This is a genomic window from Kitasatospora sp. NPDC048286, from assembly GCF_043201735.1.
GTDB lineage: Bacteria > Actinomycetota > Actinomycetes > Streptomycetales > Streptomycetaceae > Kitasatospora.
On the sequence record NZ_JBICZE010000020.1, the window covers coordinates 125897 to 147899 of the forward strand.

The window sequence follows — 22003 nt, forward strand, 5'->3', positions numbered from 1 at the left end:
ACGGGTGGTCAGGACTGGGCGGGGGCGGGGGCGGTGGCGGCAGGCGTCATGGCGGCGAACTGCCACACCACGCCGATCAGGGCGTTGGTACTGGTCTCCTGCGTCGCGGGGTCGACGTTGGCGAGGTCGTCGCACGCGCTGTGGAGGCAGTCCGAGACGCCACTGCTGAACCCGGACGACGGGATGCCGGCGTCCCCGAACGACTGGGTGTCGGAGCTGTCCAGCGGGATGTCGAACGTGGCGAGGCCCCGGGCGCCGAACCAGTTCTCGAAGGCCTGGAAGGCCGCGGTCCCATCGTTCCTCGCGTCCTTCACCACGAGGTACTGCTGGACGTTCCTGCTGCCCGCCTGGTCGAGGTTGAGGTACAGGTCGATGGCCTTGCGGTCGGCGGCGGACAGGTTCTTGACGTAGTCCGCCGAGCCGGCCATCCCCAGCTCCTCCGCTCCCCACCAGGCGAAACGCAGGTGCCGCTCGGGCTTCAGCTTGGCCTTGGCCACCTGCAGGGCAGTGGTCAGGACGGCCGCCGAGCCGGAGCCGTTGTCGTTGATCCCCGGGCCCATCGGGACGCTGTCCAGGTGGGCGCCGGAGAGCAGTACGTGATTCGGGTCGCCGCCCGGCCAGTCGGCGATCAGGTTGTAGCCGTCCTTGCCGTCGTGGGAGAAGTGACGCAGCTGCGTCCGGAAGCCGGCCCGGTCCAGGGCCTGCTTCACGTACGCCACCGACTCCGCGTACCCCCGGGTGCCGTGCGCCCGGTTGCCGCCGTTGCGGTCCGCGATCCGTTGCAGGGCCTGGAGGTGCGGCATCACCTCCGCCGCCGTGACGGCGGGCACGGCGGGAGCCGGCCCGTGAGTGGCGGCCGTCGCCGCGACGGCGGGGACGGTGGACAGCAGCAGGGCCGCCCCGAGGGCGCGGGCGGTGAGGGACACCGGACGGGGGGAGGGCATCACACGGGAGCCTTTCGGAGGCGGGGCCGGGGCACTCCCCCGGCGGGTTCCACCCACCCTGGTCCGTCGGTGTCAGGAACTTGTCGAGAGGCTGTCGTGAACCGGTGGGAGTGCCTTGCGGAGGGCGACTTACGATCATCCTCATGTGCGCACATGTCGTGGTCGCCGAGGACGATCCCAAGCAGGCCGACCTGGCCCGCCTGTACCTGGAGCGGGAAGGGCATCGCGTGGTCGTCGTCCACGACGGCCGCGCCGCGCTGGAGCAGGCCCGCAACGGCCCCACCCAGCTCCTGGTCCTCGACGTGATGATGCCCGTCATGGACGGACTCGACGTCTGCCGCGCCCTGCGCGCCGAATCCGCCGTCCCGGTGCTGATGCTGACCGCCCGCACCACCGAGGAGGACCTGCTGCTCGGGCTCGACCTCGGCGCCGACGACTACCTCACCAAGCCCTACAGTCCCCGCGAACTCGTCGCCCGGGTCCGCGCCCTGCTGCGCCGCGGCTCTCACCCGCTGCCCCAGGACGCCGCCCCGCCGCCCCGGCCGGCGGTGCTGACCACCGGGGCCCTCACCGTCGACCCCCTGCGCCACGAGGTCACCGCGGACGGACGTCCCGTCAGCTGCACACCCGGCGAGTTCCGGCTGCTGGAGGTACTGGCCGCCCAGCCCGGCCGCGTCTTCACCCGGGCCCAGCTGCTGGAGCACCTGCACGGCATCGACCGGTACATCACCACCCGGACCGTCGACACCCACGTGATGAACCTGCGTCGCAAGATCGAGCCACAACCACGGCGCCCCACACGCCTGTTGACGGTCTACGGCATCGGCTACAAGCTCGCGGAGGGGCCGCGCGGTGCGTCGTGACACCCCGCCGCACCGCAGCCTGCTGCTCCGGCTGCTCGCCCTCTCCGCCCTGGTCTCCCTCTGCTCCATCGCCGCGACGGCCTGGCTGACCGCCCGCACCACGACGGGCGTGATCAGGCAGGAGCGGCGTCAGGCCCTCGCGGACCAGGTCCGGATCTACCACGAACTGCTCGGCTACGCCGCGACCCACCCCGACTGGACCGGCGCGGAGTCGACCGTGCGGCGGCTCGCCGCCGACACAGGGCAGCGCATCCTGCTGGCCACACCGCGCTTCGATCCGGTCATCGACTCCGCGGCGCCGGCCCCGGGCGCAGGCGCAGGCGCAGGCGCGGGCGCCGACCACACGGTCCTGCCCCACACCCCCACCACCACCGTCGACCCGCTCTCCGTCGACCTCGCCATGCTGCCCGACGCCCCCGCCGACCGGATCGACGCCCGCGCCGTGGGCCCGTTCCGGCTGACGACCGCCGAGCGCACGGCCATGGAGGAGGCCGCTCGCAACCGGGCCGGCTGCCTGCGGTCGGAACTGGGCGTCGAGGCGACCGTGACCGACGACCCCGCCGGACACCCCGTGGTGAGCGTCCCCGGCGGCCCGGCCCCCGCCACACGCTGCGCGTCCCCCCTGGTACTGGACGCCCCGACCCGCACCGAGAGCGCCGCCCTCGCCGACCTCACCGCACTCGTCAACGCCTGCCTGGAACGCCAGCAGATCCGGCCCGTCACGCTGTCCCTGGCACTGCAGTGGTCCCCGCCCCGTGACCCGGCTCAGGAACAGGCGATCTCCGCCTGCCTCGCCAACTCCCGCCGGCAGCAACTCGTCCGGTACGTGGCACCGCCCGTGCTGCTGTTCGTCGGCGCACCCGCCGGGGCGGAGGATCCCGGCCCCGTCCTGTCCGCCCCTCACCGCGGGCGGGTCGCCGAGGTCGCCGCGCTGGTCCTGGCCGTCACCGTGGCGATCACCACAACGGTCGGACTACGGCTCTCCCGGCCGCTGAACGCACTCACCCGCGCCGCCCGGCGGATGACCGACGGGGACCTCTCCGCCCGGGTGGCCACGACCGGCCGCGACGAGATCGCCGGACTCGCCGCCGCCTTCAACGCCATGGCGCAGCGCCGCGAACAACTCGAGGAGCTGCGCCGGGCGATGGTGGGCGACATCGCGCATGAACTGCGCACCCCGCTCAGCAACATCCGCGGCTGGCTGGAGGCCGTCGAGGACGGCATCGTCACCGCCGACGGCGCCCTGACGAGTTCGCTGCTGGAGGAGGCCCTGCTGCTCCAGCACCTGATCGACGACCTGCGGGACCTCGCCGCCGCCGACGCCGGCGAACTCGCCCTGCACCGCCGCACCGTGGACGCCGAGGACCTGCTCGCCCAGGTCGCCACCGCCCACCACGCCGGGGCACGGGCGTCGGGCGTGAGCCTGACCGTCGAACCGGTCGCGGCCACGGCCGGGTACGAGGTGTTCGCCGACCCGGTGCGTCTGCGCCAGATGGTGGGCAACCTGGTCGCCAACGCCGTCCGGCACACCCCGCCGGGCGGTACGGTCACCCTGCGGGCCCGCCTGGACGCCGACGCCCTACTCATCGAGGTCGCCGACACCGGCAACGGCATCGCCGCGGCGGACCTGCCGCTGGTGTTCGAACGCTTCTGGCGGGCCGAGAAGTCCCGCAACCGCCAGAGCGGCGGCAGCGGTCTCGGCCTCGCCATCGTCCGGAAGCTCGCCGAGATCCACGGCGGCGACGTCCGCGCGGCCAGCACGCCCGGCACCGGTTCGGTGTTCACCGTGCGCCTTCCCACCACGGCTGCTGCCCCGCCGAAGACCACCGGCGGCCGGCGGAAGGACCGTTGAGGGCGCTCGGGGCATCAGGCCCGCGCGTCTGAGGGACTCGCCGGCCGGGCACCGCCCGCCACGTAGCCGCGACGGCTTCGCGGGCCTTGCTGTTGCCGGCGCCGGGAAGGCGTTCCTCACTGCCGCCGGTGGGCCCGAAGAAGCAGCGTGTCGGCCGAGCGGGCACCCGAAGTGGCGGGCGGGAGGCGGTCGATGCCGATCGCGGTGAACCCGGCCTCGTCCAGCAGCTTCGTCCAGACGTGCTCCTGGAGGACCCAGCGGCGCATCGTCGCCGGAGTACCGTCCGGGGTACGGGCCGGGATGTCGACGTGCCGGACGTCCGGCTCGGCGGGCGCTCCACCGACGTAGTGGCCCAGGGTGGAGGCGGCGAGCAGCCCGCCGGGACGCAGGGCGCGGGCGGCCGCGGGCAGCAGTCGGCGGGGGTCGGCGAAGTCGAGACCGCCGAACACCGAGTAGAGGACGTCGTACTCGTCCGGGTGCGCCTCCAGGTGTTCGATGGCGTTGGCGTGCAGGGTGCGCAGGCGCGGCGCGAGATGGCCGTAGAGGTCACGGGCCATCGCGTGCTGAGCCGGAGAGGCGTCGATGGCGTCGACCCGGGCCGGGGCGCGGTGGACGACAAGGTGGGCGGCGTGCCGGGCGGCGCCCGCGCCGAGGTCGGCCAGTACGAGGCCGGTGACGTCCCCCAGCACCTCGCTTCCGGGCCCGCCGTCCTGGGCCCAGACCCAGGGGAAGGCGTCGGGGACGCTCCGGTCAGCGGCGGCGCGGGCGCGGCCGTAGTGGTGCCAGAGGTCCGACGCGGCGGGGTGGGCGGGTGGGGTTGTCACTCGGGCCATCCTGGTGCCCGGCGGGTCCGGGCGCGGGGGTTCGGGCGAAGACCACCCGTCCGGGTTGCGGTGGTCCCGACCGGGTCGGGACCACCGCGATCAACCGCTCGCAGCCGGGTCGTCCGCCTGGTCGTCGGCGGCGCAGGCCCGGCACCAACTCGACTACTCGGGCGCGTACTCCTGGTGCGGGACGGCGAGTTCCCAGAGCGAGTCGAAGGCCGCGCCGAAGAACCGCAGCAGTCCCGGTTCCATGGCTTCGGAGACGACCTCGCGGCAGTTGAGCTCACCGTCGCCGGTGAAGTGGTTGACGACGGCCTGTGCGTCGTCGAACAGCCAGAAGTCGTTGGCGGGGAGCGGGGTGTCCCGGATGTCGGCCCGCCGCAGCCAGCGGACCTGCTCGCCTGCCGCGATGTTGAGGTAGGTCACGTGGTGCTCGTACTTGATGTAGTCGGTGACCGGCTCCGAGACGATCCGCAGCCGCCGGACGGCCACGCCGCGGGACACCGCTTCCCGGACCGCGTCACCCCAGCCCTGGAACCACTCGGGCCGGTCTTCAGGAACGTAGCGGTGGCCGAGTCTCCAACGCTGGAACTCGGGATCGCTCGCGCCGTAGGCGTCACGAAGTTCCAGGTGAACGGCCGTGCGCGTTGCCTTGGCCAGCCCGTCACGGGTAGGCGTTGTCACGTGACTCCTTCGCGTCCTCGGCGAGTCGTCGGTCGAGGTCAGACGGTGAACTTCTCGTGCTCGACGGCCCGCGCCCAGGCGGCCTCGTAGGCCGCCAGGTACCGCCTGGCCAGTTCCGGATCGTTCCGGACCTCCATGCCGGCCTCGGCCCACTGCCCGTCCCCGGTGAAGTGGTGCAGGATCACCACCTCGTCATCCATCACCCAGCCGTCCAGGCCGGGCAGGAGCAGATCACCGGCGCGGGAGCGCGGCAACCACCGCACGTCCTCTCCCGCCGCGACGTTCGGAAACGTCACGTCGTACTCGTACCGGATGTAGTCGGTCACCGGCTCGGAGACGACCCGCAGACGGCGCATGGCGACCCCACGGCCGGTCGCCTCGGCCACCACGTCGAGCCACGACCGCCACCACGACTCGCGGTCCATCGGGTCAAGCCGCTTGCCCTGCTGCCAGGCGATGAAGTCGGGGTCGTCCAGCATGTAGCTGTCCCGCATCTCCAGATGCACCGCCGAGCGCTGCGCGTTCGCCAGCTGCTCACGAACCGCTGTTGCCATCGTCGTTGACCTCGCTGTCCGGCCGGGGGGGGTGAACTGGATCATGTTGGCGGGCAGCCGGTACACGCCCTCTGGCGTCATGACTGCCTCCCGTACCGGTTCCACGACCTTGGCCCCACCCGTGAAGGGCCGTCAAGGGCGCGGGTGGAGCAGTGCCGCAGCCCCCGGCGCGCGGGCGGCGGGGGCGGCGGGCGGGTCAGGCGTCCTCGTCGGGCGTCGGGGCCGCGCGGAGGGCGGTGACGACGCCCAGGGCGACGGTCGCGAAGGCGAGGGCGAGGAGGACGGCGAAAGCCGTCCCGATCAGGTATCGCACGAGGTCCTGCGTTCGGCGTCGAGGAGCAGGGTGAGGAGGTTCAACAGCGTCGAGGCCGGCGCGGTGTTGAAGCGGACGAGGACACGGCCGTCCATGGTCCTGTCGGTGTCGATCGAGGGGAAGATGAGGCCGAACTCGCGCCCCCGCTCCCGGACTTCGTCCAGCAGGGCGCGGATGTGGTCCTCGGTGTAGTACCGGATCCGGGGGTCGGTCGGCAGCATCGGGTGACGGCCGGGTCGGTAGATCATCAGGCGGCGTCCTTCAGCAGCTCGAACCACACGGATTTGGCACGCTCGTGGGGGTCGACGCCCCAGCGGTGGGTGAGGGCCTCGACCAGCTGGAGGCCGCGCCCCGACTCGGCGAGCAGGGACAGCGGCGGGGCGGAGGGCAGGACCGGGCTCTCGTCCGTGACGGAGACGCGCAGGGAGTCGCCGACGGAGATGATCTCGACCAGCGGCGCGGGGGTGTCGGTGTGGCGCCAGGCGTTGACGAGGAGCTCGCAGAGGGCGAGCTGCGCGTCGGAGATGAGGGAAGGGGCCCAGCCGACGCGGGTCATGGTGTTGTGGAGGGTGTGGCGGGCGATGGCGATGGTGGGCGTGTTGATGTGACGCATGGGAGTTCTCCCGAGGCGTGAGTGAGGGGGAACCGGCGGAACATGTGTCGCCGTGAGCCAGGCCAGCGGAGATGGGCGTGGCTGCTCTGCGGTGCTTGCTAGCAGGCGTTACTGACGATCCGTCGGATCGATGTGAGATCGACCGTAGCGCAGATGAGTATCCAATTTTCCACTCTTTGGGGAAGTTCACCCTACGGTGGTAGCTGGTGGACCGACGCTCGACGCACACGGCAGACTGGCCGCACTGACCTTCGGAAGGGACCCATGCCTCCACGCTCCAACCCAACACTCCGCCAGCGCAGGATCGGCACCGAGCTGCGGAGAATGCGCGAGCGGGCTGGCTACGGCGGTTCAGAACTCGGCCGCGCCGTCAGCATGTCTCCTGCCCAGGTCACTCAGATGGAATCCGGGCGGATCGGCATCAGCGTCGACCGCCTCCGCATCATCGCCGCCACATGCAACTGCGACAGCCCCTCACTGATCGACGCCCTCGCCGAGATGATCACCGAGCGCGGAAAGGGCTGGTGGGAGGAATATCGGGAGGTCCTGACGACGGACTTCCTCGAAGTCGCAGAGATCGAGAGCTACGCACGAGCACTCTCCACCTGCACAACGACCTACATCCCGGGCTTGCTGCAGACCGGCGCGTACGCCTCCGCTGTCTTCACGCGGGTCTATCCCCCGTTGTCCCACTCGGAGATCGACGTCCGCACTGCATTCCGCATCCAGCGGCAGCAGATAGTCCGCTCGGGCAAGACCTCTCTCGTGGCGTTCATCCACGAAGCCGCGCTGCGGATGCAGTTCGGCGGCCCCAAGGTGCTTGCCGAACAACTCGATGCACTCATCAAGGACTCCGAGCATCCCGGGATCTCGATCCGAGTAGTGCCCTTCGCCGTCGCCACCTTCCCAGGTGCTTCCGAGAACCTCACGTTCGCCAACGGCCCGGTTCCCGAGTTGGACACTGTCCAAATGGACGTTGCCCAGGGTGTCCTGTTCTTCGACTCCCCGGCAGACCTGGCCAAGCATCGGACGATCTTCGATCGCATGGACTCCCTGGCACTCTCCAACGAGAAGTCCCGGGATCTCATCCGATCAGTCATGAAGGAAACGGAAGACAGCTATGCCTGAGTCGAAGTGGCAGAAGTCGAGCTACAGCGGCGCAACCAACGAGTGCGTGGAGGTCCGCACAATCAGCGGCGTGGTCGAACTCCGCGAGTCCGACGAAGCCCACCTCACCCTCCGCACCACCCCCACCGCCCTCGCCGCCCTCCTCATCGGTGTCAAGGCCGACGAGTTCGACCACCACACCTGAACCCTTGCAACCTCCCCCTTTGCGCAGGAAGTCGGCCTGCCCGACTTCCTGCGCAACCGCCTCGTCTCCACCGCCCCTCGCGCCTGACTCAGCGCGAGGGGCCGACTCCCCCGGAGGCACAAATGACCGACACCGCGTGGCAGAAGTCCAGCTACAGCGCTGCAAACAATGAATGCGTCGAGGTTCGCGCCATCAACGAGGCGGTCGAACTCCGTGAGTCCGACGAAGGCCACCTCATCCTCCACACCACCCCCACCACCCTCGCCACCCTCCTCCACGCCCTCAAGGCCGGCGAATTCGACCACCACACCTGAACCCTCCCGGCCCCTCGCGCATGCTTGCGCGAGGGGCCGACGGCTCCCCCAAAGGCACTCGACCGGCGGCCGGCAGCTCAGCTCGTCTGCTCGCCGAGGGCAGTGCGGAGCCAGTCGAGCGAGTCGGTCGCCAGAAGGGTGTCCGCGAGCGCGTTGGCGGTCTTCGTGGTCAGCCGCCCACGGCTGTTGTCGATCCACCGCTGGGCGTTCGCGTAGCCCTGAGCCCGGTACTCGATGCCCTGGATCAGGCACTCCAGCTTGTCGGCGTCCCGTGCGCAGATCGCTTCCGGCGACTCCTTCGCCTCGTACTCGGCGATGAGCTCCTGCACGGCCGACGCCAGAACCTCGGGCATGCCCGCGACCTGGTCGGCCGTCACCGCCTCCGGGTCGGCGCTGCTCGCGTACTTCTTTCCCAGGTAGTTGACGTCTCCCGTACGCGTCTCCGCGATGTCGTGCCAGGTGGCGAGGAACGCCGCCTGCGCGGGGTCGGCGCCTTCGAGCTTGGCGATGAGCGAGGCGAGGAGCGAGGTCCGCCAGGAGTGTTCGGCCACCGACTCGGGGTCGCGGACGCCGGCCATCCACCAGCCCGTGCGCTTGGTCTGCTTGAGTGTCCCGGCTTCGAACAGGAAGCGCGCCACCGAGGACAGGTCGTCGGGCACCGTCGGACTCCCCTCACGCCTCAGCGAGGCGGATTGCGTAACGGATGTTCTCGAGTTCGCGCCGCCCGCGCGACGAGAGCTCAGCGCTATCCAACATCATGGGGAGCCGGTCTCGTAGGGCGCTTGCCGCCGTTCCGGAGCGCAGCAGGTTCGGCCGGATCTGGAGCAGCGACCACACACTGTGGATGTTCAGGTCGAGGTAGCCATGACGGGGGTCGATGCCATCGGCGAGGTGGGCTAACAGCTTGTGTCCGGGCCGAAAGCCCGATGCCTGGGATGCGATGAAGTCGTCGGAGAGTTCGAGCGGGATCTCGCCGATCCAGTACGCCCAGTAGTTGAGGTTCACGGCTGCGCCGACGTCGTCGGCAAGGGCGGTGTCGATGAAGTGGGACATGCGGTCCGGGTCGCCGTGGCGAGCCGAGACCATCGCGCCGGACTACGCCGCCGCGCAGCGACTCGTCCACGGCATCGAGGGCGACGGCGTGATCCCGATGGCGTCGGCCCGCCCGGCGAAGAAGTCGGCGGGCAAGCACCGCAAGCCCTGACCGTTGGCCCGGCGCCCGGCCCTGGCAGGGGCCAGGCGCCTTCGCGTCATGCGAGGGCCTGACCACTCCGCCCCGCCGAGTTGTTGCTCGGCGGGGCGGAGTCGTGTGCGGTGGATCGTGCCCGGCTTCGACCGGTTCGGGCTCACCGTCACGCCCGACGGGCAGACGGTGTGGCTGGACAGCTCGGACAATCCCGTGCCGGCGCCTCACTGATCGGAGTGGGAAGTCGGCCGGGCCGACTTCCCACTCCGCACCAAGCGCCTTACTGCTTTGGCCGGCTCGCCCGCTGCTCCCCGGCTACAGGAGCCGGAGGTGGTCGAGGGCGAGGTAGGCCGCGGCGGTGTCGGTCATCTCCCCCGCGCGGAGCACGCGGGTGCGGAACTCCGCCAGGTCGAGGGTGACCACGTCGATGAACTCGGTGCGCTCCGGCTGCGGTTCGCAGATCTTGACGCAGTCGGTGGCGACGAAGGCGTAGCGGCGGGTGTCGGAGTACGCGTCGAGCCAGTACGACCCGACCTCGCGCACGTCGCCCTGGTAGCCGGTCTCCTCCAGCAGCTCGCGGGCGATGGCGTCCGCTGCGGACTCCCCGGGTTCGACGTAGCCGCCCGGGAGTTCGTGCAGCACGCGGTCGGGGCCCGGACGGTACTGGCGGGCGAGAATGACCTGCCGACCGGGGGTGAGGGCGAGCACGGCGCCGGCCGGGCGCTCGCGCTTGAGGTAGAACTCCTCCTTCCTGCCGTCGGGCATCTCATAGTCGACACGGTCCACGGCCCGGCCGAACTTGCTGAAGACGGTGGTGCGTTCGAGCTCGCGCCACGACGCGGCGGTGGTGTCGGTCATGGCCAGGACTGTACGACTCGCCCCGTCGCGAGAGAGCCACGTCCGCGGGGATGGCGGGTACGGCAAGTCCAGGAGACCACCGGATCGGGTGATGTGGCAGGGCACAACCATGGCCGGCGCCCGCCTCGCCACCGTGCTCTACCGGCGGGGGACCGCTCCGAAGCCGATCACCACGCGGCTCAGGCCTCGGCACTCGCGGCCACCGTCGGCTCCGCACGCCTGGCCTCCGCGCTCGCTGACATGCGGGCCCGCTGCGGGCCGGTGAGTTCGACCGCCACGCCTGAACTCCCGCGGCCCCTCGTTTGCGCGGGAAGTCGGCCTGCCCGACTTCCCGCGCAGACGCCTCACCGAGCCGCGCCGACACCGTTGCCCCTCGCGCCGGCCCCGGCGCGAGGCTCCACTCTTCGTCGCCGGGCGGGCCCTTGCGCTCCGCAAGGGCCCGCCGACAGAGAGACCCACGCCGACGCGCCCGTATGGCTGCCCAGCTCCGCCGGGGGCGGCCGTGGCATGCATCTGGTCAGCGAACACGCCCACCGTCGGGGCACTCGCCCCACCCGCATGCACGGCTTTCGCCGCCCGGCGGCGCCCGACCCCACCGCGTGATACCCGCTGGCCTGCGGTCGGCGACGCGCGGCAGTATGCCGCCATGACGACGAACGGAGCCCCCGGAACGGCGGGCGAGGCGGTGCGGGAATTGCGGGAGCTCGCCCACTGGTGGATCGACGGCCGGTACGGCGACCCGGATCGTCTGATCCAGGCCGCTCTCCGCGCCCTGATCGTCGGCGTCGACACACCGTCGCTGCCGATCCTCGCCGGGCTCCTGCGCAGCGAGAAGGACCAAGCCCCGGAACTTTTCGGCCAGGTGATGGACGAGCTCGGTTTTGGCTTCCACCCACCCGAGGACTACTGGGAAGGCCGACTGGCGCTCGCCCGCTGGTACGCCGCCGAGATCGTCGGCGGATGGCTCGACCCCGTCGAGGGCGCCGAACTCATCATCGAGAACGTCGCCGAGGCCTACGGCGAGTCCGAGGAGTTGGCACCCATGGTCGACGCGGTGAAGGCGCTCCAGAACTACGGCGAGCCGACATTCCCGGACGACATCCCCGCACACCTGACCCGGGCCGCCCACGAACTCCTGGCCCGTATCCCCTCCTGACAGCACGACCGCGCCGACACCGGCCGCGACGCGTCTGCAGAGTCGTGGGCCGACCTGCTGCGCGACTGCCGCCGACGCGGCATGCGCGACCCCGAACTCGTCGTCGGCGACGGCGCGATGGGCCTGTGGAAGGCACTGGCCGAAGTGTTCCCCGCCCCGCCACCAGCGGTGCTGGGTCCACAAGGCCCGAAGTGTCACGAACGCCCTGCCGAAGTCCGCACAACCGGGCGCGACGAAGGCCGTGCAGGAGATCTACAACGCCGAGGACCGCACGCACGCGGAGAAGGCCATCGACGCTTTCGCCAAGACCTACGGGACGAAGTGGCCCAAGGCGGTCTCGAAGATCACCGAGGACCGGGAGGAGCTGCTGGCGTTCTACGACTTCCCGGCCGAGCACTGGGTCCACCTGCGGACCACGAACCCCATCGAATCCACGTTCTCCACGGTCAAGCTGCGGACCAAGGTCACCCGCGGGGCCGGCAGCCCGGCCGCGGCCCTGGCGATGGTGTTCAAGCTGGTCGAGTCCGCGCAGGCCCGCTGGCGCGCGATCACCGGAGCCCACCTCGTCGCCCTCGTCCGCTCCGGAGCCGAGTTCAAGAACGGCGTCCTGGTCGAACGGGAGGAGCCCACCGCAGCCTGATCACACGTCAACCGATTGTCGCCCTCGTCCGCGCAAGGGCCCGCTTCGAACACGGCCAACTCGTTGAACGTCCGCAGACGACCGCGGCATGAACAGGGTGGCGGACATGCCTCGAAGTTCGAGACCATCCGGTCATGTCGGATGACACACCAGGACAGGACCTTCCGGTCGGCTTCGGGTTCCGGCCGTATAGCGGCGGCGAAGACCACGGCGCCATGGCCGCGGTGCGGCTGGGGTGTGCTGAACATGACGGGGTCGATGCCCATTCGGTTGTGGAAGGGATCCCGACAGCAGCCGAGATCGCCGAAGCCTCCGCCAAGCTGGAGGAGCCGTCCAAGAACCAGAACCTGGTGGTACACGACGGGAGAGTCGTCGGCTACTCGACGATCCGGTGGTGGCAAGAGCAGGACGATACGTGGCTCTACCTGCACCGCGGCTACCTCTTGCCCCAGCACCGCCGCCAGGGCATCGGCTCAGCCATGCTGAGCTGGGCCGAAGAGCGGATCCACCAGCTCGTCGAACAGCATGGAACGAATCGGACGGCAGTGATCGGCGCGAACGCTCTGGTCTCCGAGCAGGACGCCACCGCCCTTCTCCTCGCAGCCGGCTACCGACGCGTCTTCGGCCTGGTCGAGATGGAATTGGGCGATCTGCGGCAGCTGCCCGAGCGGGACAGCGAACTGCCGGCCGGGATACGGACGGGACCGATCGGGGCAAGCCACTACCGTGCAGCCTGGAGGACGGTCGTCGATTCGTATGCGGATGCCGGTTTCACTCGGAAATGGCCGTTCCAGGACTTCGTCGACACCGCCGACTCGGCATGCTGGAGGGCTGCGTGGAACGGGCAGGACATGGTCGGCGTCGCCCTCTGCTCCATCCGCCGCCACGACCACACCGTGGGAGAGATCGAAGAGCTGAGTGTCCGGACGGACCAGCGACGTCTCGGAATCGGCCGGGCCCTGCTGCTGGACGGGCTGCGAAGCCTTCGTGAGCAGGGTGCAACGACCACCCGGCTGTTCACGGGCACGGCGAATCCGCACCGGTCCTACCACCTTTACGAGAGCGTGGGGTTCCGGCGGCAGAACGAGCACGTCCGCTACCGCAAGCCGCTTGCTTGACCGACCGGTCCTTGGGCGGTTCGATCAGTCCACAGGATTTGACACACCGGCCGCCACGTTGGTCCGGGCGCCGCTTCGCAGATGCCTGAACCGCAATGGCTCCTCGCTTCACGGCGCTCTCGCAAGGCTTCATGAGGATTCTGACGGATCCTCATTCTTGTGGTTTACCTGGGCGTCCGAGTGAGACCGACCGCAAGGGGAGTGACTGTGAGCCTGAACCGCGAACGCGTGCTGGTCAGCTACGACGAGTTCGAGGAGATGTTCACGACCTTCCAGCACACGGCCTTCCGGCTGGAGACCCGCCGCCGCTACCGCTCGGACGAGGAGTCCGAGACCTACCAGCAGTTCGTCGCCGGTCTGGCCCCCGAATGGGACCTGGACCACCCCTGGTGCCGCTCGCGTCGCGAACAGGCGGCCCTGGGCAAGCGGTTCGAGCGGGTGCGCATCATGGACAACCCGCCCACCATCGGGCAGCGGTACCTGCTCAACAACTCCGAGCGGAACGGTCTGGTCGGCGAGGACATCCGGTACCTCTGGCGCGCCGACGCCGACCGGCTCGGCCTCCCGGCGGAGGATGCCTGGCTGTTCGACTCGCGCTACCTCGCCCTGCTGCACTTCGACGCCGACGACGACATCACCGAGATCGAGGTGATCACCGACCCGGTGAAGGTGGCCCGCGCCTGCCAGGAGCGGGACGCCGCCTGGCACTACGCCACCCCGCACCGCGAGTTCGCGGCTGGGGTACCGTCCGGCATGTGAGCACCGACTTCCAGCACCGGCGCGTCTGGGACACGCTGGGCGCCGTGCTCGTCGCCCCGTGGGCGCCCGAGTACGGCGGGGAGGCCGTCGTCCGGCTCACGGTCGGTGAGGACGGCACGGCGAGCGGCCGGTTCGTCGGGTCGTCCGCCTTCATGCGGCTGCGCCGGCAGCGGACCGCACGGCCGGGCAGTCTGGAGTACCTGTCCGGGCCGTGGCCGGCCGACGGCACGAAGTCGTCGACGCCCCTCTCCCCCGACGAGATCGGCGGGTGGCCGGCCATGTTCGCCATCGGCGTGCAGGTGCCCGACGCGTTCCCGCTGACCGAGCGGTACGCCGACGGCACGTACACGCTGTGGCTCCACGACACCGCCGTCACGTCCTGGGCCACCGCCGACTGGGAGCCCGACCGGAGCGCCTACGAGGTGGTGCAGTCCGGCCCCCGCGGGCTCTGGGACGAGGTGGAGGCGGCCTGGCGCTGGTGGCGCCGCCGGGGGCGCCCCGGCTTCGACCGGTTCGGGCTCACCGTCACGCCCGACGGGCAGACGGTGTGGCTGGACAGCCCGGACAATCCCGTGCCGGCACCGCACTGATCGGAGTGGGAAGTCGGCCGGGCCGACTTCCCACTCCGCACCAAGCGCCCTACCGCCTTGGCCGAACGCCCCGGGGGCGACGCCGCCCGACGCCGATGCCGGAGGTGCATCGCCTCCGAACCGGTGGTTCCATAAAGTGGGAGCACCCTTCTGGAGGTGACGGTATATGCCAGCACCGGTTCTGCAAGCATATGGCCCTGTCAACTGGGCAATGGCTCAGGGAAATAGCCCCCTCATGCCCGGCCAGTACCACACGTGGCTGAGCCCCGACTTGCCGGGGAACGCAGTCGTGTTCGCGGTATCCGCGCACCCGGCCAGGGAGTCGAGCGTGCAGTCCATGAGAGTGGACTATCTCGCCACGCAGTACTTGAGCAGCGGTACGGCCGGCGCAAGTTACGCGCTCCTCAACAACGGCCCCTGGGGGATCACGGCCTACCATGCCTGGCTCAGCGGGGTCAATCTCGACCCGTCATCCGGGTCGCCCGAAGATCTCGGACGGCGGGCTTTCGCCATTCACGACACCGCGGGAATCATCTCCGAAATCGTCACCGCCCCGATCGGTCTGGCCGTGGAAAAGCAGACAGCGCTGGGATTCTCCATGACGGAGATCGAGCTCCCGCCGGACGTCACTGCCGCGGACCTCGAAAGCTCGGAGGCCGCGACGGAGTTCGCCGCCGGATTTCTCGTGCAGGTATCCACGACGAAGCTGAGGGCTGCCGTCGTGGAGCGGTAGCGGGCCGTCGTGGGGCGGCAGCGGGCCGGGCCGCCGGTGGCGGTGAGGTGACGGGCAACCCGGGCCTCACCCCGCCGTCCTGCACGATCGGGATCAGCGCACGAGGCGATAGAAGGGGACACCGTTCGTCGAGTCGGAAAAGACCCAGATAGCAGGTATGTCGTCCTCTGTGTAGCCGCCTGCTATGGCGGCACCGTGTTCATCGACCGACGTCGTGTAGAAGTAGTCCTCGGGGTTCGAGCGGAGCGCAGACAGCAGCTGAACCGTGCCAGGAACTTGCTGGCCGTAAACCCAGCCGGCAGAAGGCTCGTCCTGCCAGCCTGATTTGGTCAGATCGAGCGCCTTGGCGGCGTCCGTGGTGTAGACGTGCGCCTGGCTCTCCGGGTGGTAGAGGCGAAGCAGCTCCACAACCCCGCGGAGCTCGGGCGGCAGCACTACCACCGGCCTCTGGTCGTAGATCCAGCATGCGATCCCTTCCAGGGAGTACCCGTGGCTGTTGATCGCAGTGGTCGCCTCAGCTGCTGACGTGGTGTAGAAATGCGGCACTTCGATCGACCTCTCCGAATTCCAAGGGATAATGCGGCATATTCTTGGCGCGGCCTGTTCTCCTTTCGAGTCGCGCATACATCTCTCCTCAATGTTCCGCCCAAGCCGCCACCCGTGCACCTCGCGCGCAGGATCACGGAACCCGGGGCATGGTCCCGATGACGTCGGCCCGGCCGGCGAAGAAGCCGGCAGAGAAGCCGGCGGCCGAGCGCCGCGAGTCCTGACGGTTGGTCTGGTGCCCGGCCCCGGCAGGGGCCGGGCACCGGCACGGTCGGCCGGGCGCTCGCGCTTGAGGTAGAACTCTTCCGTCCTGCCGTCGGGCATCTCGTAGTCGACGCGGTGTCCACGGCCCGGCCGAACTTGCCGAACACGGTGGTGCGTTCGAGCTCGTGCCACGACGCGGCGGTGGTGTCGGTCACGGCCGGGACTGTACGGCTCGCCCCGTCGCGAGCGAGCCACGGCAGGGCAGATCGGTGGGCAGATCGGTGGGTGGAAGGCCCACCGCCACGGCTCCGGCTGGAGCCGATCGGGCTCAGCCCGGGGCGGGGGCGGCCGCGGGGCCGGGGCCGACGCCTCCGCCCGTTCCTTCGAGCTGCTGGATCAGGGCCTTGAGTGCCGCGATCTCCTCACTCAGGGCCTTCTTGCCCGCCTTGGTGAGCTGGATCCAGGTGCGGGCCCGCTTGCCTTCGTAGCCCTTGTCGATCGTGACCAGGCCCGCCTTCTCCAGGACCGCGAGGTGCTGGGAGAGGTTCCCGGCGGTGAGCCCGAGCGTGCTGCGGAGGAACGTGAACTCCACCTGCCGGGCCTCCTTGGTCACCGCGAGGATGCCCAGGCGGACGCGCTGGTGCACGACGTCGTCGAGGCCGTTGGTGGGGTGTTCGTTCATGTGGCCGACCGCCCCTTGCGCCTCTGCAGCAGGGCGAGGCCGACGCCGCCGAGCAGCAGCACTCCCCCCTCCAGCAGGATGCGCGGGAGGCCGCCCCACGGCGAGGGGTCGGGAAGGTCGCCGGCGCTGATCATGAAGCCAAGGTACCCGCAGGCGATGGCGAGGAGCAGCCAGCTGCGCTCGATCCGGGCGAGCAGCAGCAGCGCCAGGCCGATCGTGCCGGCCGGGCTCACCACCGGGTTGGTGAGGATCGGTGCGAAGGGCGACGGCCCGCGGAGTTCGGCGAGGAACCCCGGGTCGAGGGCCGTCCACAGCACGTAGCCGGTGATGAGTACGACCAGGGTGATGCCCAGCGCCAGGTACGGTCCGACCCGGGTGCCCAGGCCGAGCCTGGTGGAGCGCCGCACGTAGAACCAGCTGATCGCGGCATAGGCGAGCAGTAGCGCCACCGGCCAGTACCACATGGCCGGCGGCAGGCCGCCGTTGTGGTCGCCTTGGCCGTAGCGGACCACCGGTGCGGCGCCGAGGCGCACCGCGGCGAAGACGAGGAGGGCGAACCAGGCGCCGCGCTGCTCGCGGTGGATGTGCCGGGTCAGGGCCTGCTTCATCGTCAGGAGGTCGCGGGGGTTGTTCGAGGAGGGGGCGGAGTGAGTCGTCACGCCCACAAGGTTTGCATGACAAACCGATTGTGTCCAGAGACCTGTTGCCGATCCAGCGAAAGTGGGCGCGTCGAAGAAGCCCTCCACACCGGTGTCATGACGCTTCGTCAAGGTGAGTGGCCGTGGCCGTCCAGGATGGGACGTCTGCTACGTCGCTCCCCCGAGCCGCTGGTAGAGCACGTGCCGGGAGCGTCGGGTGCGGGTGACGAGGCCGGCGCGGTGGAGGATCTGCAGGTGGTAGGAGGCGGTGGCCGGGCTCAGGTAGAGCCGTTGGGCGAGTTCCGTCGTGGAGCGGGGCTGGCTCAGTTCGGCCAGGAGTTTGCGCCGCATCGCGCCGATCAGCGGGTGGTCCTGCGCGGGCGGTAGGCAGTCCGCCTGCGCGGCGGGGTAGACGATCAGCGGGGTGCGCGGGGCCGGCGCGCCGGGTGGCTCTCCGGCGCAGAACAGGGCCCAGTCGACGAAGACGCTGGGCGTCAGGATCACCGCGTCCGCATCCAGCGTCAGCTGGTGGATGCTGTCCGTACGCATGTGCACGAGGAGTTCGCCGTCGCGCCACTCCAGGTTCGGGGCAAGCCGGTTGAGGGCCTCGGCGAGCCCGGACCGGGCGATCTCGGAGGCCCGGGCGGTGACGTCGGCCTCCAGGCGGGCCCGGATCACCGGCCACGAGGGGGCCAGTGCCGCGTGCCAGAACCGGGCCATCTCGTCGGCGAGGCGGTGCGCGAAGTGGTCCTCCCCGCGGTCGAGGGCCCGCAGGAGCTGCCGCGGCGGCGGGTGGCCGGAACCGGGATCCCAGGCATGGCCGTTGACGGCCCCGGCCAACTCGTAGCGGATCCGCTCCTGCGGGGTCGTCGCGATCTGGTGCAGCCCCGTGTTGATGTCGGTCAGGAAGGCCGGGGGCTCCGGCCGGATGAAGTCCGGGGCGTACCCGAGGGGGCCGCCCCCGCCGACGACGGCGAGCAGCCCGAGCCGGTGGCGGGACAGCGCGTCCGTGGCCCTGGTCCGCCACTGCGGGGTCAGGGTGCCGGGGCTGAAGCCGACGAGGCGGAGCAGGTCCTTGGCCGCGCCCACCGGTGAGACCGCGAACCTGACGCCTCCCAGACCCCGGGCCCCCAGGCGGATCCGGATCACAGACGCTCCCCCTTCGCCAGCCCCTTCGAAAACCATCGAATCATTCGACCGGTCGATCGGCATGGCGTTTGCTGGATTCACCGAACCGCCCAGCCCTGAGAGGAATCCGGGACCCGTGATCGCTCACAAGAAGCTGGCCGCCGTCGTGGCCGCCGCGGCGGCCCTCGTCGTCGGCGCCACCGGCGCGGCGTCCGCCCAGGCCGCGCAGTCCGCCCAGACCGCCGAGGCCGCCGGCCAGGCCGGTCACGTGGCCTGGAGCCAGGGCCAGACGCCCGGCACCCAGGCGGGCGCCCTCACCGCGGGCCTCTACGTCCGGATCTACAGCCTGTACCAGGGGACCCCGGGCCAGTGTCTGGACGCCGACGCCACCGCCGGCGGCAACGGCACCCGGGTCCAGGTGTGGGGGTGCAACGGCACCACCCAGCAGGAGTGGTACCTGTCCACCGACGGCAGCCTGCAGAACGTGCGGTTCCCGGGCATGTGCCTGGACGCCGACACCAACGGCGGCGGCGCCAACGGCACCCGGGTGCAGCTGTGGCAGTGCAACGGCACCACCCAGCAGAAGTGGTACCACCCCTCCGGGGACCTGGCCATCTACAACTACCGCTACAACAACGGCAACAACACCGTGCTGGACCGCGACATCAACGTGGCCGGCGACGGCGCCCGCACCCAGCTGTGGGGCAAGAACTTCCAGTCCCAGCAGTGGTGGGACATCCGCACCGCGTGACGCCTCCGGCGCGGACGGCCGGTGACCACGCCGTCCGCGCCGACACCCGGTGACCATGACGTCTCGACACGGAGGGAACACCCCATGGGAATCGCCCACCACGGCACGGCGGCACGCACCCGGACGAGGCTCGGCACGGCGGCCGTCGGGCTCGCCGCCGCGCTCGCGTTCGCCGCAGGAATGACGCCGGCCTCGGCGTCGGCGTCGAGCGTGACGCCGAACGCGGCGCCGAGCGTGGCGCAGCAGGGCAGCGGAACCTCCTCCCCCTCGGTCAGGGACGGGGAGATCGTGGAGCTCTGGAACCTCAACAGCCAGCACTGCCTGTCGGTCGGGGCCGGGAGCACGGCGGGCGGGGCCGGGATCATCCAGTGGTCCTGCTACGGCGGCGCCGAGCAGTACTGGGGGCTCTACCCGATGCCGAACTCCGGCGGCGGCTACGAGATCGTGAACAAGAACAGCGGCAAGTGCCTGGCGGATCCGGCGAGTTCGACGAACGCCGGGGTCCAGCTGATCCAGTACGGCTGCGACAAGGGGCCGGAGCAGACCTGGTACTTCGGCTCGAACCCAGACACGGGCTTCGCGCAGATCAGGAACCGGGCGAGCAACCTGTGCGCCGCGGTGGGCGGTTCGAGCACGACGCCGGGCGCCCCGGTCATCCAGTGGCCGTGCACGGGCGGTTCCGAGCAGCGGTGGACGACCTCCGCGTGACCGCCGGGCGCGTGACCGCCGACGCGTGACCGCCGGACGGACGGCCGTCGGCGCCCGGTGACCGAGTCTCGCGGCTTCTCCCCCACGGACCCCCACGAAGCCGCGAGACTCCTCCCCGCACCGCCCCCGCGCCGCCCCGCACCGCCGCCGGTCAGAGGCGGTCGGCGTCCAGGACGGCCCGGACGAAGGCCTCCGGGGCCTCCTGGGGGACGTTGTGGCCGACCTCGGGCAGGGCGCGGTGGAGGTACGGGCCGGTGAAGAAGTCGCGGTAGGTGGAGCCGTCGCCGGGCGCCGTGAAGGGGTCGCGGCCGGGGTCGAGGGTGACGGTGGGCACGGCGATCTTCGGGCGGGCGGCGAGCCTGCGCTCCAGTCGGTCGTAGCGGCGCTCGCCGTCGGCCAGGCCGAGGCGCCAGCGGTAGTTGTGGATGACGATCGCCGCGTAGTCCGGGTTGTCGAAGGCGGCGGCGGTCCGGTCGAAGAGCGCGTCGTCGAAGGCCCAGGTCGGTGAGACCTGCTGCCACACCAGGCGGCACAGCTCGCGGCGCTTGTCCCGGTTCTCCATGGCCGTGCGCCCGCGCTCGGTGGCGAAGTAGAACTGGTACCACCAGGTGTGCTCGGCGGCGGGGGCCAGCGGCTGCTTCTGCATCTCGACGTCGGTGACGAGGTAGCCGCTGACCGAGACCAGGGCCTTGACCCGCTCCGGCCACAGCGCGGCGATGATGTCGGCGGTGCGCGAGCCCCAGTCGAAGCCGGCCAGCACGGCCCGCCTGATGCCCAGCGCGTCCATCAGGGCGAGCACGTCCAGGGCGACGGCGGACTGCTGGGCGTTGCGCATCGTGCGGTCCGACAGGAACCGGGTGCTGCCGTGGCCGCGCAGGTACGGGACGATCACGCGGTAGCCCTGGGCGGCGAGCAGCGGGGCGACGTCGACGTAGCTGTGGATGTCGTACGGCCAGCCGTGCAGGCAGATGACGGCAGGGCCGTCGGCCGGTCCGTCCTCGGCGTAGCCGACGTCGAGGAGGCCGGCACGGACCTGGGCCAGGCGGGCGAAGCCCGTCCGGGCCGCGGGGGCGGGCGCACCGGCCGGCGCGGGGGTACCGGCCGGTGCGGCCCCGGCGGTCTGGGGCAGGGCGGCCAGGGACAGCGCGGTGGTGCCCGCGCCGATTCCGACGGCCCTGGTGAAGGTGCGCCTGTCGATCATGCCGGTTCCTCCGTCGTGTGAATGTGCCGCTCGGGCCGATGGGTTGACGCCGGGTCAACGTCCCGGACCGCCGCCGCGTGCCGCCAGTGGCGCCCGGGGCCTGCGGGGCCCGTGAGGCGCGCCGCAGCCTGCCCGGCGCTCGCACGATTGGGTGGCGACCGCTATTGATTGCGCACCGTTCACCGGGGCCTGCTGGAGTGGACGGGCTCCCCCAGGCCCGTCGCACTCCTCACCGAACAGGTCAGGTGAACGACATGCTCGACCACTCTGCCAGCCCGCCCCGCCCCGCGCTGTACCTGCGCTGCTACCCCGCCGACGCGGCGGGCCTGGAGTACCAGCGTGCCGCGTTGGAGCGCCTGGCCCGCCAGCGCGGTCTGCCGGTGCCCGCCGCGTTCCTGGACGACGGGGTGCGCTCCGGCGAGCGGTGCCCCGCCCTGGAGCGGCTGCTGGAGCGGGCCGGGCAGGGCTGGGTGAACGTGGTGCTGGTGCCCGGCCCGTTCGTCTTCTCGCTGGACGACCGCAGTGCCCGGGCGACGGTGCGCCGGCTGGAGGCGCTGGGCTGCACGGTGCTCGACCTGCCCGGCCGGGGCGCCCTGCCGCACCGGCTGCCCATCCCCGCCTGTACGGCGTGAATGCACCGCCTACACGCACCACCTGCACACATCTCCTGAACGCGCCACCCGCCCACACCGAGTGAACGCACCACCCGCACACCCCCGCACCGCCCGTACCGCGACGGCGCCCCGGCCGCCACTGCCGGGAGCCGTCACGGCATGATGGGCCCCATGGCCTTCGCAACCCTCCTCGGCGAGCGCCGCGCACCCGGACCGAC

The 22003-nt window shown here is 70.9% G+C and carries 28 protein-coding genes and 1 pseudogene; 15 read left to right on the plus strand and 14 right to left on the minus strand.

Going from position 1 to position 22003, the window contains the following annotated elements:
• Positions 1–8: 8 nt before the first annotated feature.
• Positions 9–944: a M20/M25/M40 family metallo-hydrolase gene (locus ACGF13_RS35555; RefSeq protein ID WP_392883338.1), complete on the minus strand. Its 936-nt coding sequence runs from the start codon at positions 942–944 to the stop codon at positions 9–11.
• Positions 945–1087: 143 nt separating this feature from the next.
• Between ACGF13_RS35555 and ACGF13_RS35560 the strand changes: the two genes are divergently transcribed.
• Positions 1088–1807 (plus strand): response regulator transcription factor, encoded by a 720-nt coding sequence (locus ACGF13_RS35560; protein ID WP_392883340.1) that lies wholly within the window; start codon positions 1088–1090, stop codon positions 1805–1807.
• Complete coding sequence (locus tag ACGF13_RS35565; RefSeq protein WP_392883342.1) at positions 1797–3659, plus strand: sensor histidine kinase; 1863 nt, start codon at positions 1797–1799, stop codon at positions 3657–3659. Before ACGF13_RS35560 ends, ACGF13_RS35565 begins: the two co-directional genes overlap by 11 nt.
• A 116-nt stretch (positions 3660–3775) precedes the next feature.
• Here ACGF13_RS35565 and ACGF13_RS35570 read toward each other — a convergent pair whose 3' ends face one another.
• From ACGF13_RS35570 to ACGF13_RS35590, 5 genes are all read right to left on the minus strand, one after another.
• Positions 3776–4492: a class I SAM-dependent methyltransferase gene (locus ACGF13_RS35570; RefSeq protein WP_392883343.1), complete on the minus strand. Its 717-nt coding sequence runs from the start codon at positions 4490–4492 to the stop codon at positions 3776–3778.
• A gap of 153 nt (positions 4493–4645) precedes the next feature.
• Positions 4646–5167, minus strand: coding sequence for a DUF6879 family protein (locus ACGF13_RS35575; RefSeq protein WP_392883345.1), 522 nt, complete (start codon positions 5165–5167; stop codon positions 4646–4648).
• 38 nt (positions 5168–5205) lie between these two features.
• Positions 5206–5721 (minus strand): DUF6879 family protein, encoded by a 516-nt coding sequence (locus tag ACGF13_RS35580; RefSeq protein WP_392883346.1) that lies wholly within the window; start codon positions 5719–5721, stop codon positions 5206–5208.
• A 300-nt stretch (positions 5722–6021) separates the two neighbouring features.
• Positions 6022–6282: a hypothetical protein gene (locus tag ACGF13_RS35585; protein ID WP_392883347.1), complete on the minus strand. Its 261-nt coding sequence runs from the start codon at positions 6280–6282 to the stop codon at positions 6022–6024.
• Positions 6282–6647 carry an ATP-binding protein gene (locus tag ACGF13_RS35590; protein ID WP_392883348.1) on the minus strand — a complete coding sequence of 122 codons (366 nt, stop codon included), beginning with the start codon at positions 6645–6647 and terminating at the stop codon, positions 6282–6284. The genes ACGF13_RS35585 and ACGF13_RS35590 overlap by 1 nt, the downstream gene beginning before the upstream one ends.
• Before the next feature lie 264 nt (positions 6648–6911).
• Here ACGF13_RS35590 and ACGF13_RS35595 point away from each other — a divergent pair, with 264 nt between their 5' ends.
• From ACGF13_RS35595 to ACGF13_RS35605, 3 genes are all read left to right on the plus strand, one after another.
• Entirely contained in the window at positions 6912–7775 is an 864-nt protein-coding gene (locus ACGF13_RS35595) for a helix-turn-helix domain-containing protein (protein ID WP_392883349.1), read from the plus strand.
• Positions 7768–7959, plus strand: a complete 192-nt coding sequence (locus ACGF13_RS35600; RefSeq protein ID WP_392883351.1) for a DUF397 domain-containing protein — start codon at positions 7768–7770, stop codon at positions 7957–7959. The genes ACGF13_RS35595 and ACGF13_RS35600 overlap by 8 nt, the downstream gene beginning before the upstream one ends.
• Positions 7960–8081: 122 nt before the next feature.
• Positions 8082–8273 (plus strand): DUF397 domain-containing protein, encoded by a 192-nt coding sequence (locus ACGF13_RS35605; protein ID WP_392883352.1) that lies wholly within the window; start codon positions 8082–8084, stop codon positions 8271–8273.
• 77 nt (positions 8274–8350) lie between these two features.
• Here ACGF13_RS35605 and ACGF13_RS35610 read toward each other — a convergent pair whose 3' ends face one another.
• The gene (locus tag ACGF13_RS35610) at positions 8351–8932 is read right to left on the minus strand and encodes an HD family hydrolase (protein ID WP_392883354.1); all 582 of its coding nucleotides are present in this window, start codon (positions 8930–8932) and stop codon (positions 8351–8353) included.
• 13 nt (positions 8933–8945) lie between these two features.
• Positions 8946–9326, minus strand: a complete 381-nt coding sequence (locus tag ACGF13_RS35615) for a hypothetical protein (protein ID WP_392883355.1) — start codon at positions 9324–9326, stop codon at positions 8946–8948.
• Here ACGF13_RS35615 and ACGF13_RS35620 point away from each other — a divergent pair.
• On the plus strand, positions 9313–9477 hold the full coding sequence (locus ACGF13_RS35620) for a DUF6087 family protein (protein WP_392883356.1): 165 nt from the start codon (positions 9313–9315) through the stop codon (positions 9475–9477). The genes ACGF13_RS35615 and ACGF13_RS35620 overlap by 14 nt on opposite strands.
• A 297-nt stretch (positions 9478–9774) precedes the next feature.
• Here ACGF13_RS35620 and ACGF13_RS35625 read toward each other — a convergent pair whose 3' ends face one another.
• Entirely contained in the window at positions 9775–10317 is a 543-nt protein-coding gene (locus ACGF13_RS35625) for an NUDIX hydrolase (protein ID WP_392883358.1), read from the minus strand.
• 646 nt (positions 10318–10963) lie between these two features.
• Here ACGF13_RS35625 and ACGF13_RS35630 point away from each other — a divergent pair.
• The 6 genes and pseudogenes from ACGF13_RS35630 (at position 10964) to ACGF13_RS35655 (ending at position 15313) form a co-directional block, all read left to right on the plus strand.
• On the plus strand, positions 10964–11473 hold the full coding sequence (locus ACGF13_RS35630; protein ID WP_392883359.1) for a hypothetical protein: 510 nt from the start codon (positions 10964–10966) through the stop codon (positions 11471–11473).
• Between the two features lie 21 nt (positions 11474–11494).
• Positions 11495–12113 (plus strand): annotated as a pseudogene (locus ACGF13_RS35635) (IS256 family transposase); the annotation flags it as partial.
• 134 nt (positions 12114–12247) lie between these two features.
• Positions 12248–13231, plus strand: a complete 984-nt coding sequence (locus ACGF13_RS35640) for a GNAT family N-acetyltransferase (protein WP_392883361.1) — start codon at positions 12248–12250, stop codon at positions 13229–13231.
• Positions 13232–13438: 207 nt separating this feature from the next.
• Positions 13439–13990, plus strand: a complete 552-nt coding sequence (locus ACGF13_RS35645; protein WP_392883363.1) for a DUF6879 family protein — start codon at positions 13439–13441, stop codon at positions 13988–13990.
• Positions 13987–14580, plus strand: a complete 594-nt coding sequence (locus ACGF13_RS35650; RefSeq protein WP_392883365.1) for a hypothetical protein — start codon at positions 13987–13989, stop codon at positions 14578–14580. Before ACGF13_RS35645 ends, ACGF13_RS35650 begins: the two co-directional genes overlap by 4 nt.
• A 235-nt stretch (positions 14581–14815) precedes the next feature.
• Positions 14816–15313: a hypothetical protein gene (locus ACGF13_RS35655; protein ID WP_392883367.1), complete on the plus strand. Its 498-nt coding sequence runs from the start codon at positions 14816–14818 to the stop codon at positions 15311–15313.
• A 93-nt stretch (positions 15314–15406) separates the two neighbouring features.
• Here ACGF13_RS35655 and ACGF13_RS35660 read toward each other — a convergent pair whose 3' ends face one another.
• The 4 genes from ACGF13_RS35660 to ACGF13_RS35675 form a co-directional block, all read right to left on the minus strand.
• Positions 15407–15937 (minus strand): hypothetical protein, encoded by a 531-nt coding sequence (locus ACGF13_RS35660; protein WP_392883368.1) that lies wholly within the window; start codon positions 15935–15937, stop codon positions 15407–15409.
• 454 nt (positions 15938–16391) lie between these two features.
• The gene (locus ACGF13_RS35665; protein ID WP_392883369.1) at positions 16392–16745 is read right to left on the minus strand and encodes a transcriptional regulator; all 354 of its coding nucleotides are present in this window, start codon (positions 16743–16745) and stop codon (positions 16392–16394) included.
• Entirely contained in the window at positions 16742–17404 is a 663-nt protein-coding gene (locus tag ACGF13_RS35670) for a hypothetical protein (RefSeq protein WP_392883371.1), read from the minus strand. Before ACGF13_RS35670 ends, ACGF13_RS35665 begins: the two co-directional genes overlap by 4 nt.
• Before the next feature lie 147 nt (positions 17405–17551).
• Positions 17552–18532, minus strand: a complete 981-nt coding sequence (locus ACGF13_RS35675; protein WP_392883373.1) for an ArsR/SmtB family transcription factor — start codon at positions 18530–18532, stop codon at positions 17552–17554.
• Positions 18533–18647: 115 nt separating this feature from the next.
• Between ACGF13_RS35675 and ACGF13_RS35680 the strand changes: the two genes are divergently transcribed.
• A complete protein-coding gene (locus ACGF13_RS35680; protein ID WP_392883375.1) occupies positions 18648–19262 on the plus strand; it encodes a ricin-type beta-trefoil lectin domain protein in 615 nt (204 codons plus the stop codon).
• Positions 19263–19346: 84 nt separating this feature from the next.
• Complete coding sequence (locus tag ACGF13_RS35685; protein WP_392883376.1) at positions 19347–19970, plus strand: RICIN domain-containing protein; 624 nt, start codon at positions 19347–19349, stop codon at positions 19968–19970.
• Between the two features lie 151 nt (positions 19971–20121).
• Here ACGF13_RS35685 and ACGF13_RS35690 read toward each other — a convergent pair whose 3' ends face one another.
• Positions 20122–21171, minus strand: a complete 1050-nt coding sequence (locus ACGF13_RS35690) for an alpha/beta fold hydrolase (RefSeq protein ID WP_392883378.1) — start codon at positions 21169–21171, stop codon at positions 20122–20124.
• Positions 21172–21425: 254 nt separating this feature from the next.
• Here ACGF13_RS35690 and ACGF13_RS35695 point away from each other — a divergent pair, with 254 nt between their 5' ends.
• Positions 21426–21803 (plus strand): recombinase family protein, encoded by a 378-nt coding sequence (locus tag ACGF13_RS35695; RefSeq protein WP_392883379.1) that lies wholly within the window; start codon positions 21426–21428, stop codon positions 21801–21803.
• The last annotated feature ends 200 nt before the right edge of the window (positions 21804–22003 follow it).